This window comes from Solimonas sp. K1W22B-7 (assembly GCF_003428335.1).
Taxonomy (GTDB): Bacteria; Pseudomonadota; Gammaproteobacteria; order Nevskiales; family Nevskiaceae; genus Solimonas_A.
This window is the reverse complement of record NZ_CP031704.1, coordinates 2,233,928-2,248,710: the sequence shown is the minus strand read 5'-3', so window position 1 is coordinate 2,248,710 and position 14,783 is coordinate 2,233,928. Positions and strand designations below refer to the sequence as shown.

General features: G+C 66.9%; 14 protein-coding genes. All 14 read right to left on the bottom strand.

Annotated features, from left to right (window positions below; all coding sequences use genetic code 11):
- Positions 1-2: 2 nt before the first annotated feature.
- Positions 3-452: a transcription antitermination factor NusB gene (nusB, locus tag D0B54_RS10305; protein ID WP_117291245.1), complete on the bottom strand. Its 450-nt coding sequence runs from the start codon at positions 450-452 to the stop codon at positions 3-5.
- Positions 449-931: a 6,7-dimethyl-8-ribityllumazine synthase gene (gene ribH, locus D0B54_RS10300; protein ID WP_117295161.1), complete on the bottom strand. Its 483-nt coding sequence runs from the start codon at positions 929-931 to the stop codon at positions 449-451. Before ribH ends, nusB begins: the two co-directional genes overlap by 4 nt.
- Before the next feature lie 11 nt (positions 932-942).
- Positions 943-2,151 (bottom strand): bifunctional 3,4-dihydroxy-2-butanone-4-phosphate synthase/GTP cyclohydrolase II, encoded by a 1,209-nt coding sequence (gene ribBA, locus D0B54_RS10295; protein WP_117291244.1) that lies wholly within the window; start codon positions 2,149-2,151, stop codon positions 943-945.
- Entirely contained in the window at positions 2,148-2,747 is a 600-nt protein-coding gene (locus D0B54_RS10290; RefSeq protein WP_117291243.1) for a riboflavin synthase, read from the bottom strand. The genes ribBA and D0B54_RS10290 overlap by 4 nt, the downstream gene beginning before the upstream one ends.
- Positions 2,748-2,760: 13 nt before the next feature.
- Positions 2,761-3,954, bottom strand: a complete 1,194-nt coding sequence (ribD, locus tag D0B54_RS10285; RefSeq protein WP_441347437.1) for a bifunctional diaminohydroxyphosphoribosylaminopyrimidine deaminase/5-amino-6-(5-phosphoribosylamino)uracil reductase RibD — start codon at positions 3,952-3,954, stop codon at positions 2,761-2,763.
- Positions 3,951-4,478, bottom strand: coding sequence for a transcriptional regulator NrdR (gene nrdR / locus D0B54_RS10280; RefSeq protein ID WP_117291242.1), 528 nt, complete (start codon positions 4,476-4,478; stop codon positions 3,951-3,953). Before nrdR ends, ribD begins: the two co-directional genes overlap by 4 nt.
- Positions 4,479-4,505: 27 nt before the next feature.
- Complete coding sequence (gene glyA, locus D0B54_RS10275; protein WP_117291241.1) at positions 4,506-5,792, bottom strand: serine hydroxymethyltransferase; 1,287 nt, start codon at positions 5,790-5,792, stop codon at positions 4,506-4,508.
- 108 nt (positions 5,793-5,900) lie between these two features.
- Positions 5,901-6,998 carry a quinolinate synthase NadA gene (gene nadA, locus D0B54_RS10270; protein ID WP_117291240.1) on the bottom strand — a complete coding sequence of 366 codons (1,098 nt, stop codon included), beginning with the start codon at positions 6,996-6,998 and terminating at the stop codon, positions 5,901-5,903.
- 113 nt (positions 6,999-7,111) lie between these two features.
- Positions 7,112-8,680 carry a hypothetical protein gene (locus D0B54_RS10265; RefSeq protein ID WP_117291239.1) on the bottom strand — a complete coding sequence of 523 codons (1,569 nt, stop codon included), beginning with the start codon at positions 8,678-8,680 and terminating at the stop codon, positions 7,112-7,114.
- A 21-nt stretch (positions 8,681-8,701) separates the two neighbouring features.
- Positions 8,702-10,498 (bottom strand): aspartate--tRNA ligase, encoded by a 1,797-nt coding sequence (gene aspS, locus D0B54_RS10260; RefSeq protein ID WP_117291238.1) that lies wholly within the window; start codon positions 10,496-10,498, stop codon positions 8,702-8,704.
- 154 nt (positions 10,499-10,652) lie between these two features.
- Positions 10,653-10,982 carry an FmdB family zinc ribbon protein gene (locus D0B54_RS10255; RefSeq protein WP_117291237.1) on the bottom strand — a complete coding sequence of 110 codons (330 nt, stop codon included), beginning with the start codon at positions 10,980-10,982 and terminating at the stop codon, positions 10,653-10,655.
- A gap of 95 nt (positions 10,983-11,077) precedes the next feature.
- Positions 11,078-12,268 (bottom strand): sensor histidine kinase, encoded by a 1,191-nt coding sequence (locus tag D0B54_RS10250; RefSeq protein ID WP_117291236.1) that lies wholly within the window; start codon positions 12,266-12,268, stop codon positions 11,078-11,080.
- Complete coding sequence (locus tag D0B54_RS10245; RefSeq protein WP_117291235.1) at positions 12,265-14,043, bottom strand: putative bifunctional diguanylate cyclase/phosphodiesterase; 1,779 nt, start codon at positions 14,041-14,043, stop codon at positions 12,265-12,267. Before D0B54_RS10245 ends, D0B54_RS10250 begins: the two co-directional genes overlap by 4 nt.
- A gap of 189 nt (positions 14,044-14,232) precedes the next feature.
- Positions 14,233-14,715: a response regulator gene (locus tag D0B54_RS10240; protein WP_240433587.1), complete on the bottom strand. Its 483-nt coding sequence runs from the start codon at positions 14,713-14,715 to the stop codon at positions 14,233-14,235.
- Positions 14,716-14,783: the final 68 nt, after the last annotated feature.

The window sequence follows — 14,783 nt, the reverse complement described above, 5'->3', positions numbered from 1 at the left end:
TTTTACTGGCCGGACTTCATTTCGGCGCTGCGCGAGCCCCGCGCCATCTTGTCGAGCACGCCGTTGACGAACTTGAAGCCTTCTTCCGCGCCAAAGGTCTTGGCGAGGTTCACGGCTTCGTTCACGGCGACCTTCCAGGGCACGTCGGGGCAGAACTGCAGCTCGTAGGCGCCGACCAGCAGGATCGCGTGCTCCACCGGGTCGAGCTGGTTCAGCGGGCGGTCCAGGTGCGGGGTGATCGCCAGCGTCAGCTCCGGCGCGTTGTCCACCACGCCCTTGAGCAACAGCTCGAAGTAGGCCGGATCGGCACGGCCGAGGCCTTCCTCCTGCTCGCGGAACTGCTTGAGCAGCACTTCGGGAAAGGTCTCGTTGAGCAGCCACTGGTACAGGGCCTGCACGGTCAGGCGACGTGCGAGGCCACGGCGGGACTGCTGCGGCTGGGCCTCGCTCATGCAAGGCTCCGGACCAGGCGCAGCATCTCGAGTGCCGCTGCGGCAGCCTCGTAGCCCTTGTTGGTGTTGCCAGGGCCGGCGCGTTCCCAGGCCTGCTCGACGGTGTTCACCGTCAGCACGCCGAAGCCCACCGGGCCGCCGGTCTTGAGCTGCACGTCCATCAGGCCGCGAGAGCATTCGCCGGCGACGAATTCGAAGTGCGGTGTATCGCCGCGGATCACCGCGCCGAGCGTCACCACCGTGTCGGCCTCGCCACTGTCGAGAATGGTCTGCGCCGCCAGCGGGATCTCGTAGGCACCGGGCGCGTAGTAGACCTTGACGTTGTCGTCGCTCACGCCCCAGTCCTTGCAGCACTCGCGCGCGCCCTTGAGCAGCGCGTCGACGATGTCGACGTTCCAGCGCGTGGCCAGCAGCGCGACGCGCACGCCGGAGAATTCCTTCTTGCCAGGCTTCCTGGGGGCGGCGTAACCGGTCTTCAGTTTCTTCACTTTTACTTTTTCTCGGGAACGACGTGATCCACCACTTCCAGGCCGAAGCCCGAAATGGCCTGCATGCGGTAATGCGAGGACAGCACGCGCATCTTGCGCACGCCGAGGTCGAACAGGATTTGCGCACCGATACCGTAGGTGCGCAGCATCGGCCGCGGGTCGTGATGCTCGTCGCCGGCCGCTTCCTTGTTCAGGGAGATGATCTGCTGCACCAGCTCGCGCGGTGCCTCGGGCTTGCGCAGCAGCACGACGACGCCGTTACCTTCCTCGGCGACACGCTTGAGCGCCAGACGCAGCGGCCAGGCGAAGTCCTCGTGCCGTACGCCGAGTACGTCCTGCAGGGTGTTGCGGATATGCACGCGCACCAGCGTCGGCCTGGCACTGTCGACGTCGCCGCGGACCAGCGCCAGGTGCACCGTGTTGTCGATCGAATCCTGGTAGGTCACCAAGCGGAAATCGCCGAACTCGGTGGTGACGTGGGTTTCGGCCACGCGCTCGATGGTGTGCTCGTTGTGCAGGCGGTAGCGGATCAGGTCGGCGATGGTCCCGATCTTCAGGCCGTGCTCGCGCGCGAACACTTCCAGGTCCGGGCGCCGCGCCATGGTGCCGTCCTCGTTGAGGATCTCCACGATCACCGCCGCCGGCTCGAAGCCGGCCAGGCGCGCCAGGTCGCAGCCCGCCTCGGTGTGGCCTGCGCGCGTCAGTACGCCGCCGGGCTGGGCCATCAGCGGGAAGATGTGGCCGGGCTGCACCAGGTCTTCCGGCCGCGCGTCCTTCTTCACCGCCGCCTGCACGGTGCGGGCGCGGTCATGCGCGGAGATGCCGGTGGTGACACCCTGCGCCGCCTCGATCGAGACGGTGAAGGCGGTCTTGTGGCTCTCTTCGTTGTGCGAAACCATCTGCGGCAGGCGCAGCTGGCGGCAGCGCTCCTGCGACAGCGTCAGGCAGATCAGGCCACGCCCGTAGCGCGCCATGAAGTTGATGTCCTCGGCCCGCACGCATTCGGCGGCCATGATGATGTCGCCTTCGTTCTCGCGGTCCTCGTCGTCCATCAGGATCACCATCTTGCCGGCCTTGAGGTCGGCGATGATGTCTTCGGTGGAGTCCAGCCCGCGCGGACGCGACGCGCTATGCGCAAGTGCAGGCGACCGGAATTCTTTCTCAATGACGCCTGCAGCGGTTTCGATGTTCGTCACTTTCTGGTTGCTCATACTTCGTTCCTTGCGGCCAGCAGCCGCTCCAGGTAGCGCGCGATCTGGTCCACCTCGAGATTGACCGGATCCCCCGCCGCGAGCCCGCCCAGCGTGGTGTGGGTCAGCGTGTGGGGGATGATGTTAACCCCAAACCGGCTACCCTCGACCTCGTTCACGGTCAGGCTGATGCCGTCGATGCAGATCGAGCCCTTCTGGGCGATATAGCGGGCCAGCGCGGCCGGCGCTTCGAACTGCATGCGCCAGGAGCGGGCTTCCTCGTGCCGGCCCAGCAGCCAGCCCAGACCGTCGACGTGGCCGGAGACCATATGGCCGCCCAGCGGCTTGGAGGGCGTCAGCGCCCGCTCCAGGTTCACCGCCTGCCCGGCCTGCCAGCGGCTGGCGGTGGTGAGATTCAGGGTCTCGGACGACAGGTCGGCGATGAAGTGGTCGTCGCTGAACTCCACCGCCGTCAGGCAGACGCCGTTGACCGCGATGCTGTCGCCCAGGCCGCTGCCGTGCAGGAAGCCGGGCGCCTCGAAACGCATGCGGCGGTCGCCGCCGACGGTCTCCACGCTGGCGATGCGGCCCAGGGCCTCGATGATTCCGGTGAACATGCTCCAATCTCCTCTATGCAGGCTGCAGCGTCAGGCGCAGGTCCGCGCCCACCTGCCGCACCCCGGCGAAACGCCATGGCAGGCGCTGCGACAGTTTTTCCAGGCCCGGCAGCGTCGCGAAGGGCCGCGCCTCGTGGCCCAGGAAGGTCGGCGCCACGTAGGCCACCACCTCGTCGACCAGGCCGGACTGCAGGAAGGCGCCGGCCAGGCGCGGACCGCATTCCAGCAGGACTTCGTTGACCTGCTTCTCTCCCAACAGCCGCAGGGCGGCAGCCAGGTCCAGTGCAGCGTTCGAGTCCATGGCGCAGACCAGGCGTTCGACACCGGCCGGGGCTGCGCCCGCGCCTGCCGTCAGCCAGAGGCGCCGCGCGCCCTCGGCCCAGACCTTGGCACCGGCCGGAACCTGGGCACGGGTATCCAGGACGATGCGGTCTGGCTGCCGGAGATAAGGAACAGTGCCTTGAATGGCACTGTTCCCTCCGGCAGGCGACGCCATGGATGGCGTCGCGGGGGGTAAATGTCCTCCTGCTGTCGCGCCATGGATGGCGGCACCAAGCTCAACGGGAGTGATGCGCACAGTGAGCTGCGGATCGTCGGCCAGCACCGTACCGGGCCCGGTCATCACCGCACCCGTCTCGGCGCGCAGGCGATGCACGTCGGCGCGCGCCTCGGCACCGGTGATCCACTGCGATTCGCCGGAGGCCATGGCGGTGCGGCCGTCGAGGCTCGCGGCCAGCTTCAGCACCAGGAACGGCCGGCCGCGCGTCATGCGCGAGACGAAGCCGCGGTTGAGACGCTGCGCGTCTTTCTCCAGCAAGCCGCACTCGGTGGCGATGCCGGCGGCGCGCAAGCGTTCCAGGCCCTGGCCGGCCACCAGCGGATTGGGGTCCTGCATTGCCGACCAGACCCGCGACACGCCCGCCTGGACCAGCGCGTCGGCGCAGGGCGGCGTGCGGCCGTGGTGGCTGCAGGGTTCCAGGGTGACGAAGACCTCGGCGCCGCGGGCACGCTCGCCGGCCTCACGCAGCGCGTAGACCTCGGCATGCGGCTCGCCGGCGCGCTGGTGCCAGCCCTCTCCCACCACCTCGCCGTCACGCACGATCACGCAGCCGACGCGGGGATTGGGATGGGTGCCGTAACGGCCCTGCTCCGCGAGCCGCAGCGCGCGCGCCATCCACTGCGCGGCTTCTTGCGACTGCACGCTCAGCCCTTCTTCGGCTTGGCGGCGGAGGCTTCCGCCTCGATCAGCGACATCTGCGAGCGGCGCTGCTCGGCGGTGGGCATCTTCTGCAGCTTCTCGATTTCCTCGCGAAAGGCGTTGACGTCTTCGAAGCGGCGGTAGATCGAGGCGAAGCGCACGTAGGCGACGTGGTCCAGGTCGCGCAGTTCCTCCATCACCCACTCGCCGACCAGGCGCGAAGGCACTTCACGCTCGGTGGAGGCGCGCAGCTTGCGCTCGACACTCTCGATGGCGTGGTCCATCTGCTCGGCCGTCACCAGGCGCTTGTAGCAGGCGCTCTCGATGCCGCGGCGCAGCTTGTCCTCGGCGTAGGGCTCGGGATCGCCGCTGCGCTTGACGATGTTGGGCATCTGCAGCTGCGCCTTCTCGAAGGTCGTGTAGCGACCGTCGCAGCGCTCGCACTGGCGGCGGCGACGCACCTGCGTGCCGTCCTCCGCCAGGCGCGAGTCGATCACGCGGGTATCAGGTGCCTTGCAGAACGGGCATTGCATCGTGTCTTGCCTTGCCCGGGTGGCCGATCAGGCCGCCTTCTTGACCGAGCCGTACACCGGGAAGCCGGCGCAGAGCTGCTCGACCTCACCGCGCACGCGCGTCACCACCGCCTCGACATCGGCCCCGGCGCTCATCGCATCGACCAGGTCGGCGATCCAGTTTGCCACCTTGGCCATCTCCGCTTCCTTGAAGCCGCGGGTGGTCGAGGCCGGCGAGCCCAGGCGCAGGCCCGAGGTCACGAACGGCGACTTGGGGTCGTTGGGCACGGAGTTCTTGTTGACCGTCAGGTGGGCACGGCCCAGCACGGCCTCGGCGTCCTTGCCGGTGACGTTCTTGGCGATCAGGTCCAGCAGGAACAGGTGGTTGTCGGTGCCGCCCGACACCACCTTGTAGCCGCGGTCGAGCAGCACCTTGGCCATGGCGCGGGCGTTGGCCACGACCTGCTTCTGGTAGACCTTGAAGCTGGGGTCCAGCGCTTCCTTGAAGGCCACGGCCTTGGCGGCGATGACGTGCATCAGCGGGCCGCCCTGGATGCCGGGGAAGACGGCGGAGTTCAGCTTCTTGTTGAACTCCTCGCTCTGGCCCTTGCTCAGGATGATGCCGCCACGCGGGCCGCGCAGGGTCTTGTGGGTGGTGCTGGTGACGACGTGGGCGTAGGGCAGCGGGCTGGGGTATTCCCCGGCGGCGACCAGGCCGGCGACGTGGGCCATGTCGACCCAGAAGAGGGCGCCGACCTTGTCGGCGATCTCGCGCATGCGCTTCCAGTCCTTCAGGCGGCTGTAGGCCGAGAAGCCGCCGATGATCATCTTCGGCTGGGTCTCCAGGGCGATGCGCTCCATTTCGTCGTAGTTGATGACGCCGGACACCGGGTCCAGGCCATAGGGCACGATCTTGTAGTGCTTGCCGGAGAAGTTGGCGGGGTTGCCGTGGGTCAGGTGGCCGCCCTGGGCCAGGTTCATGCCCATGACGGTGTCGCCAGGGTTGACCAGGGCCAGGAAGATGGCGGCGTTGGCCTGGGCGCCGGAGTGCGGCTGGACGTTGGCGTAGTCGCAGTCGAACAGCTGCTTGAGCCGGTCGATCGCCAGCTGCTCGGCGACGTCGACGAACTCGCAGCCGCCGTAGTAGCGCTTGCCGGGATAACCCTCGGCGTACTTGTTGGTCAGGCCCGAGCCCTGCGCTTCCATCACCGCGGGGCTGGCGTAGTTCTCGGAGGCGATCAGCTCGATGTGCGCTTCCTGGCGGCCCGCTTCCTTCTGGATGGCGGCGTTCAGCTCAGGGTCGAATTGGGCGAGGCTCGGGGCGTTGGTCCACATGGTCTGCTGTCTCTAAAAGAATTTCGGGTCCGCGAATGAACGCAAATCAACGCAAATGAAAAGCGCGATTCGCGTTCATTCGCGTTGATTTGCGGACTGAGAAAACGGTCAATCCACCACTTCCAGCATCAGCTCCAGCGCCGCCTTGGCGGGCCTGGCGATCTCGGCCGGCACGCGGATCTGGTTGACGACCTTGCCGGTCACCAGGTTGTCCAGGCACCAGGCCAGGTGCTGCGGGTCGGTGCGGAACATGGTCGAGCACATGCACACGGTGGGCGACATGAACTCCACCTTGATGCCCTTGGGCTTCATCTCGTCGGCCAGGCGGTTGACCAGGTTCAGCTCGGTGCCGACCAGCCAGTGGTCGCCCGTCTGCGAGGCGCGCACGGTACGCAGGATGTACTCGGTGCTGCCGACGTAGTCGCTCTTCTCGCAAACCTGCAGGGCGTTTTCCGGGTGGCTGATGACCTTGCCTTCCGGGTGGCGGCTGCGGAAATTGTCGATGTGCGCCGGCTGGAACATCTGGTGCACCGAGCAGAAGCCCTTCCACAGGATCATCCGGGCGGCGCGGATCGCCTCGGGCGTGTTGCCGCCCAGGGGCTTGTTGAAATCCCAGACGATCATCTCGTCCAGGCCGATGCCCATGTTCTTGGCGGTGTTGCGGCCCAGGTGCTGGTCGGGGAAGAACAGCACCTTGTTGCGGCGGGCGAAGCTCCATTCCAGCACCGCGCGGGCGTTGCTGGAGGTGCAGACGATGCCGCCGTGGTTGCCGCAGAAGGCCTTCAGGTCAGCTGCGGAATTGATGTAAGTAACCGGCGTAACCGTCTGATCCGGATCGAAAATCCCGGACAGCTCCTGCCAGCACTTGTTGACCTTCACGAGATTGGCCATGTCGGCCATGGAGCAGCCGGCGGCAAGGTCCGGCAGGATCACGGAGCGCTGGCCGTCGGTCAGGATATCCGCCACCTCGGCCATGAAATGCACGCCGCAGAACACGATGAACTCGGCGTCGGTGGTCGAGGCCAGCTGCGACAGCTTCAGGGAATCCCCTGTGTAATCAGCGTGTTTGAAGACTTCGTTGCGCTGGTAATGATGCCCGAGGATGCACAGGCGCTTGCCCAGCAGCTTCTTGGCGGCAAGGATGCGTGCGTCGCACTCGCCGTCGTCCAGCAGGTTGAAATGCTCAATCTTGAGCGCGGCAGCCATGTCGGCCTCCAGGCCTGAAAATGCCCGTTATTAGCCAGACATTGTAGCGCGACCAGCCCCCGACCACTACCTGTGGTGCGGGGGCCGCTGAAAAATACGGAGAACCGGCAGCGCTATTGCGAGATCGTCGCCGTGACCGTCTGCGTCTTGGTGACCGTGGCGGCGTTGTTGGTCGCCTTGATCTTGACCGTGCGGTCCTGCAGCGGCGTGCCGTTGCTGGCGTCGTCGTCGGTGTTCTCCAGGAAGGCGGAGATCGCCAGGCCCGCCAGCAGGCTGCCGGCGCTGCCGATGCCTACCTTGGTCGAGCGGGTTTCGCCGTCGTTGGCGAACGCCTGCCAGGTGACGTGGCGGGTGATGTCCTGCTTGAAGCCGCCGTCGAAGCTGCCCACGGTACGGAACTGCAGGGTCTTGAGCGCCTCGATGACCCCGTCGACCGGCGTCACCGCGATATCGGTCAGCGTCGACTGGCGGGTCTTGAACACGGCCGAGGCCACGGTGGGCTTGCCCGGCCAGCACTTGGTGACGTAGCCGGTCGGCAAGGTCTTCGGCGGCGGCTCGGGCTGGCAGTAGGTCAGCGTCACGTCCTCGCTGAGCTTGGGCGGCGTGGTGCCGGTGCCGGTGGACAGCGCGGTGATGCCGGTGGGCTGGCTGAAGGCCAGCTGCACGATGACCTCCGGCTTGCTGGACACGGCGTAGACCTGGTTGGACAGGTTCTGGGCCGGATCGCTGTTGCCGTCGAAAGTGGCGTAGGTCCGCAGGATCTCGGTGGTGGCCAGCGTCGTGGTGCCGCTGGTAGTGGCCAGGGCCAGTACGTTGCCGTTGACCGGGCTGTCGAGCTCACGCTGGATCACCATGCCGGTGGCGGCCTTGACCGCCACGTCCATCTTGACGCCGGCAACGATGGGGTTGTCGACGCCACCCACGGCGGGACAGGCGATCAGCTTGGGCAGAACCCTCAGGGCGCCGTCCTTCAAGGGCACCGGCGTCGGGTTCAGGGGGTTGGAGTCCTTGCCATTGGACAGGACGATGCTGGTCTGCACGCCATTGGATTCCAGGAAGGTGGCGACGGTGTCGTCCGGGGTTTCGAAAACCAGTTCCTTCAGCGACGCCGACAGGTCGGTCTCGAAGCCGTCGAGCGTGCCCACCAGCTGCAGCTGCTGCGTGCTGTTGTGGTTCATCTTGATCGACGTGGACAGGGGGTCGCCGTAGCCGACCGCCTTCAGGCGCAGGCTTCCGCTGCCCGGATTCTCGACCGTCATCGCGATCTGTTTCTCGATACCGAAGGCATTGGCCTTGATGACCACGTTACCCGGGGCCTTGGGCAGCACCAGGCCGGAAATGGTGTAGACCAGCGGCTGGTGGGTGTCCGGATCGAGCTCCTCCGGGACCACCTTCTGGCCGATGTTGGTGACGGTCACGATGCCGTCAGGCTCCGCGGTCCATTTGGCGCGGTTGGTGAAGTTCTCGGTGCCGGTGCCGCCGGTGAACGCAATGTTGTACTGCAGCTGCTGGGCGACACAGGTGAACAGCTTGCTGTTGCCCAGGGCCGCGGTACCGCCGGACTTGGTGATCACCCCGCTATCGGGATCCGGCGCGCTGCCGTCGCCCACGCCTTCGCAACCGGCCAGCAGGCCCAGTACCGATGCTGCCGCCAGACCCACGATTCCCTGCTTGATGCGCATCTTCAGCGTTCCTTGGTTCAATCAGGCCGGCTTTGCCGGCTCCTTGGGCTGCACAGTGCTGCGGATGCTCAGTTCCCTGAGCTGCTTGGCGTCCACCGTGCTGGGCGCATTGGTCAACGGGCAATGCGCGGTCTGCGTCTTGGGGAAGGCGATCACCTCGCGGATGCTCTGCCCGCCCGCCATCAGCATGACCAGCCGGTCCACGCCGATCGCCAGGCCGCCATGCGGCGGCGCACCGAAGGACAGCGCCTCCAGCAGGAAGCCGAACTTCTCCTGCTGCTCCTCCGGGCCGATGCCCAGCAGGTCGAACACGGCCTGCTGCACGTCGGCGCGGTGGATACGCACGGATCCGCCGCCCAGCTCGATACCGTTCAGCACGATGTCGTAGCCCTGGGACAGGATCGTGCCCGGATTGTTCCGGATTTCGTCGGCGTCGAACTGCTTGGGCGCGGTGAAGGGGTGATGCGGGGAGACCCAGCGGCCGCCGTCGCGGTCGTCCCACTCGAACATCGGCCAGTCCACCACCCACAGGGCCTTCCAGCCCTTGGCGGTGAGACCCAGGTCGTTGCCGACCTTCAGGCGCAGGGCACCGAGGGCGTCGGAGACCACGCCGTGCTTGTCGGCACCGAAGAACAGCACGTCGCCGTCCTGGGCACCGGTGCGCTCCAGGATCGCCGACAGGGCGGCGTCATGGATGTTCTTGACGATCGGCGACTGCAGGCCGTCACGGCCCTTGGCCTTGTCGTTGACGACGATGTAGGCCAGGCCGCGGGCCCCGTAGATCTTGACGAACTCGGTGTACTTGTCGATTTCGCCGCGCGACAGGCGCTCGCGGCCACCCGGCACGCGCAGCGCGGTGACGCGGCACTTGGGATCGTTGGCCGGGCCGGCGAAGACCTTGAAGTCGACGTCCCTGACCAGGTCGGCCACGTCCACCAGTTCCAGCGGGTTGCGCAGGTCCGGCTTGTCCGAGCCGTAACGTGCCATGGCGTCGGCATAGCTCATGTGCGGCAGCGTGCCCAGGTCCACGTCCAGCACCTGCTGGAACAGTTCCTTCACCAGGCCCTCGATCAGGACCATGATCTCTTCCTGGTCCAGGAAGGAGGTCTCGACGTCGAGCTGGGTGAACTCCGGCTGGCGATCGGCGCGCAGGTCCTCGTCGCGGAAGCAGCGCGCGATCTGGTAGTAGCGGTCCAGGCCCGACATCATCAGCAACTGCTTGAACAGCTGCGGCGACTGCGGCAGCGCGAAGAACTGGCCCTGATGCGTGCGGCTGGGCACCAGGTAGTCGCGCGCCCCTTCCGGGGTGGCCTTGGTCAGGATCGGCGTCTCGACGTCGACGAAGCCCCTGGCATCCATGTAGTTGCGCATGCGCCGCACCACCTCGTGGCGCAGGCGCAGGTTCTTCTGCATCTGCGGGCGGCGCAGGTCGATGTAGCGGTACTTGAGGCGGATGTCCTCGCCGGCGGTCTCGTCGTCCGGGTGGAACGGCGGGGTTTCCGCCTTGTTCAGCAGCTCGACTTCCTTGGCCAGCAGCTCGATCTTGCCGGTGGTCAGGCCGGCGTTCTCGGTGCCGGTGGGGCGCGGGCGCACGCGGCCGGTGATCTTGACCACGTACTCGGAGCGCAGCTTGTCGGCCAGCTGGAAGGCTTCCGGGGTGTCCGGGTCGAACACGCACTGCAGCAGGCCTTCACGGTCGCGCAGGTCGATGAAGATCACGCCGCCATGGTCGCGGCGACGGTGGACCCAGCCGGAAACGGTAACGGTCTGGCCGGTCAGCTCTTCGGTGACCTGGCCGCAGTAATGAGAGCGCATCATGTTGGAATCTTTGGGTATTACGCCGGGCCATGCGATTCATGGCCGGAACGACGGGCCGCGTAGTGTAACCGCGCCCCGGGCACTGGAGCCAACCTGTGGGAGCCAAAACGAAAAACGGCGCCCACAGGCGCCGTTTCAGGGTCCGGCAAGCGCTTCAGACCGGGCTGGAACTGGGCTTGGCCGGGCTGGCGGGCGCAGCGGCCGGGGCCTCGGACTTGGTTTCCGCCTTGCTCTCGGCCTTGGACTCGGTCTTGGTGTCGGTTTTGGCGGCCACCGGGTCCGCGCTCAGGTTCTTCTTGCCACCGGACTTGAAGTCGGTTTCGTACCAGCCGCCGCCGCTGAGACGGAAGCCGGCGGCCGAGACGACCTTGGTCAGGGCGGCCTTGCCGCAGGACGGGCAGTCGGTGGCCGGCGGATCGGACATCCGCTGCATCACCTCGGTCTCGACTCCGCAATCCTGGCAAACGTACTCGTAAATCGGCATGACAACCTCGGCAAAACTCTGCGAAACAGCGAAAAAACGGCAAGGGGCGCGGAGGCTATAGGGTCCGGGCGGTGCTTTTCAAGGCCCTGCGCGCCTCAGCCGACGTCCGGCGGGGTGGCCCAGGGGGTCTTCAGCGTCGCCGGCTGCACCGGCAGCTGGATGTGGAACTCCGCTCCCCTGGGCCGGTTTTCGGCCCAGATCTGACCGCCGTGGGAGGCCACGATCTTGCGGCAGATGGCCAGGCCGATGCCGGTGCCCTCGTACTCCTCGGGGCCGTGCAGGCGGCGGAATACCGCAAAGACATTCTCCAGCTGGTCGGCCGGGATACCGATGCCGTTGTCGATCACGGTGATGTGCCAGTCGTCCTTGCGGCGGTCGCAATAGACCTCGACGACCGGCTTGCCGCCCGGCGGCTGGAACTTGATGGCGTTGCCGACCAGGTTCTGGAACAGCTGGTGCAGCAGGTTGTGGTCGGCCGTGATCTCGGGCAGGTTCTCGAAGATCAGGCTGGCACCGCTCTTCTCGAACTCGCTCTCCAGGCCCTTCCTCACCTTGTCCAGGGTCGCGGCCAGCGGCTTCTTCTCGAACTGCGAATCGGAGCGGCCCACGCGCGACAGCGCCAGCAGGTCGTTGATCAGCGTCTGCATCTGGCGCGTGCCCTGCTCGATGAACCCGAGGAACTCCAGGGCGTCACCATCCAGCTTGGGCTTGTAGCGCTGCGACAGCAGGCGCGAAAAGCCGGCGATGTTGCGCAGCGGCGCCTGCAGGTCGTGCGAGGTGATGTAGGCGAACTGTTCCAGTTCCGCAGAAGCGCGCTTCTGCTCCGCCAGCGACTTGCGCAGGTTCCGCTCGGCCGACTCGCGCAGCAGGATTTCCTCCTGCAGGCGGTGGTTGGACTCCTGCAGTTCCTGCGGCGAGCGCATCGACAGCAGCTTGGGCACCAGCGGGATGATCGCCAGCGCCGTGGCCAGCGACACCAGGGCCGTCAGCGCCTTGATCCAGCCCTGCAGGTAGTACACCGGCTGCCAGATCGTGACGATGCCGAAGACGTGGGTGATGCCGCAGAGCATGATGAACGCGGCGAACAGGCCGATCGCCCAGTTGAAGCTGATGCGGTTCCGGTAACGCCGCAGGAAGTACACCATGGTCACCGGGATCATGAAGTACGCCAGCGCGATGGTCAGGTCGCTCATGACGTGCAGCAGGATCAGGTCCTTGCGCCCGACGAAGCAGAACGAATGCGGCATCAGCGGAGTGGGGTCCAGCCAGTTCAGCAGGGTGCTCATTCAGGGACGGTCTCGGCGATGGCAGGCCGGCGGCGGCCGGCGGCGCCGCGAAGATAGGCGGCCAGCTCATCGCGCGCCAGCGGCGGGCAGGGCCAGTAGCCCTGCACGTAGCGGAAATCCAGGCCGGCGAAGCCTTCCAGCTCCTCGCCGGACTCGATGCCGGTGAGGAACACCTGCAACTGCAGCGCCGATGCCGCACCCAGCAGGCCCAGCAGGAAGCGGTGCGAGGTGCTGCCACGCCCGTCGCGGCTCGCGGTTCGCAGCAGGCGGCGATCGAGCTTGACGCCGCCGATCGCCGGCGAAGCCAGGGCATGCAGGTCGCCGTTGCCCGGCAGGAAGCCCTCCAGGACCATGGTAAAGCCCGCTTCACGGAAGCGTTCCACCGGTACCGAGAGACGGCCGTCGGCCGAGCCTACGGCCGTGGCGTCCACCTCCAGCTGCACCTGGCCGGGGCTGAGCCCCTCCTCCGCCAGCGCGGCGCGCAGGCGTTCAGGCTGCTGCTCGGCGACCAGTTCGGCGCCCGACAGGTTCAGGCCCAGCAGGCCCGGGGCGAGCCCGGCATCCTGCCACTGGCGCCACTCGCGGGCAGCCAGGCGCGCCAGCTGCAGGCCGATCTCCGGCATGCGCCCGCCGCGCTCCAGCAAGGGCAGGAATTCGGCCGGCAGCAGCAGGCCTTCCGGCCGGCGCCAGCGCAGCAGGGACTCGACACCCGCCACCTCGCCGGTGCCGTAGTGCAGCCAGGGCTGGAAATGGATTTCGAAACCGCCGCTGACCACGGCCCGGGCGGCGTCGGTGGCAAACTCGGCCGCCAGGTCGCCATCGCTGCCGCCGAAGTCGTCGCGCAGCGACAGCACGCCGCCGCCGCCGTGCTTGGCGCGGTACATGGCCGCGTCGGAGTGGTGCAGCAACTCCTCCAGGGTTTCGCCGTGCTCGGGGTACAGCGCGATGCCGATACTGCAGCCGACCGCGACCGGCCGGCCTTCGATGGCGTCGATCGCGCGGATGCGCTCGACGATGCGCTCGCCCACCTCACGGGCACGGGCCAGCTCGCCGATGGAGGCCAGCAGGATCGCGAATTCGTCACCGCCGATACGCGCGAGGGTGTCGCTGTCGCGTACCGACTCACGCAGGATCTGCGCGATGCGCAGCAGCAGCGCGTCGCCGATGGCATGGCCGTGGCGGTCGTTGACTGCCTTGAAGCGGTCCAGGTCCAGGAAGCAGATGCCGAAGCGCCTGCCTGCGGCCGCGGCCAGGTGCTGGCGCGCACGCTCGTCGAACAGCTTGCGGTTGATCAGGCCGGTGACCGGGTCGTGGCTGGCCTGCTCGAACTGGCGCGCGCTGCGCTCTTCCAGTTCATGCACCTGGCGGTTGCGCTCCAGGGCGTGGCGCACCACCTTGAGCAGGCGCTCGCCCTCGTACTGGCCCTTGACCACGTACTCCTGGGCGCCGAGTTGCAGCGCGCGGATCGCCGAGCTTTCGCAGTCCAGTCCGGTCAGCACGATCACCGCCAGCTGCGGCGCGACACTGCGCAGGCGCTCGACGTTGGCCAGGCCCTGCCCGTCCGGCAGCCCCAGGTCCAGCAGGGCACAATCGTGACGATGCTGGCGCAGCTCTTCCTCGGCGGCGCCGATGCTGCGCACGGTCTTGAGCACCAGTTCGCCGCGCTCCAGGGCCACGCGCAGCGACTCCTTGAGCAGGCGCGCATCGGCCGCCGAGTCCTCGATCGCGAGGACCGAGAACGGGGCAACGGCGGGCGGCTGCGGGGCGACGGACACGCTCAGGGCTCCGGGTTCATCCTAAAAATAGCAATTGGTCCGCAAATGAACGCAAATGAACGCGAATGGATCAACAAGAAGCTCCACCAGATGGCCACACCAAGAGGTGAGCGGCTGCGTCGGCAGCAACACTCTGGATTCTATTTGCGTTCTTTGCGTTCATTTGCGGACTACATGATTCTTTCAGGTTCAATCCATCCGCGGGGGTAGCTGGATCATGCCCAGCCAGCAGTCGCGGATCATGCTGGCGAGGCGCTCGAATTCTTCCAGGTCCACCGGCTTGACCAGGTAGGCATTGGCATGGGACTGGTAGCACTCCACCACGTCCCGCTCGGCCTTGGAGGTACTCAGGATCAGTACCGGGATATGGCGCAGCTTGGGATCGCCCTTGACCTCCCGCAGCACCTCGCGGCCGTCGCGGCGCGGCAGGTTGAGGTCCAGCAGCACCAGGTCGGGCAGCGGCAGGCGGGCATGCTCGCCCTCGCGGCGCAACATGCGCAGGGCCTGCTCGCCGTCCCTTGCAACATGCAGTTTATGGCGGAAGCCGGCATCGCGGAATACCTCCTGGGCCAGGCGCACGTCGGCGGGGCTGTCCTCGACCAGCATCAGCACGTACTCACGGCCATCCGCTCCCGCGGATACCGGCGTTCCCTCGCTGTCCATCATGGCCATCCTCGGCGCTCCATACGTTGCGGTAAAATTTAGCAGTGGTGGCGGGGGCTTTCCTTGGTTTCTTTATA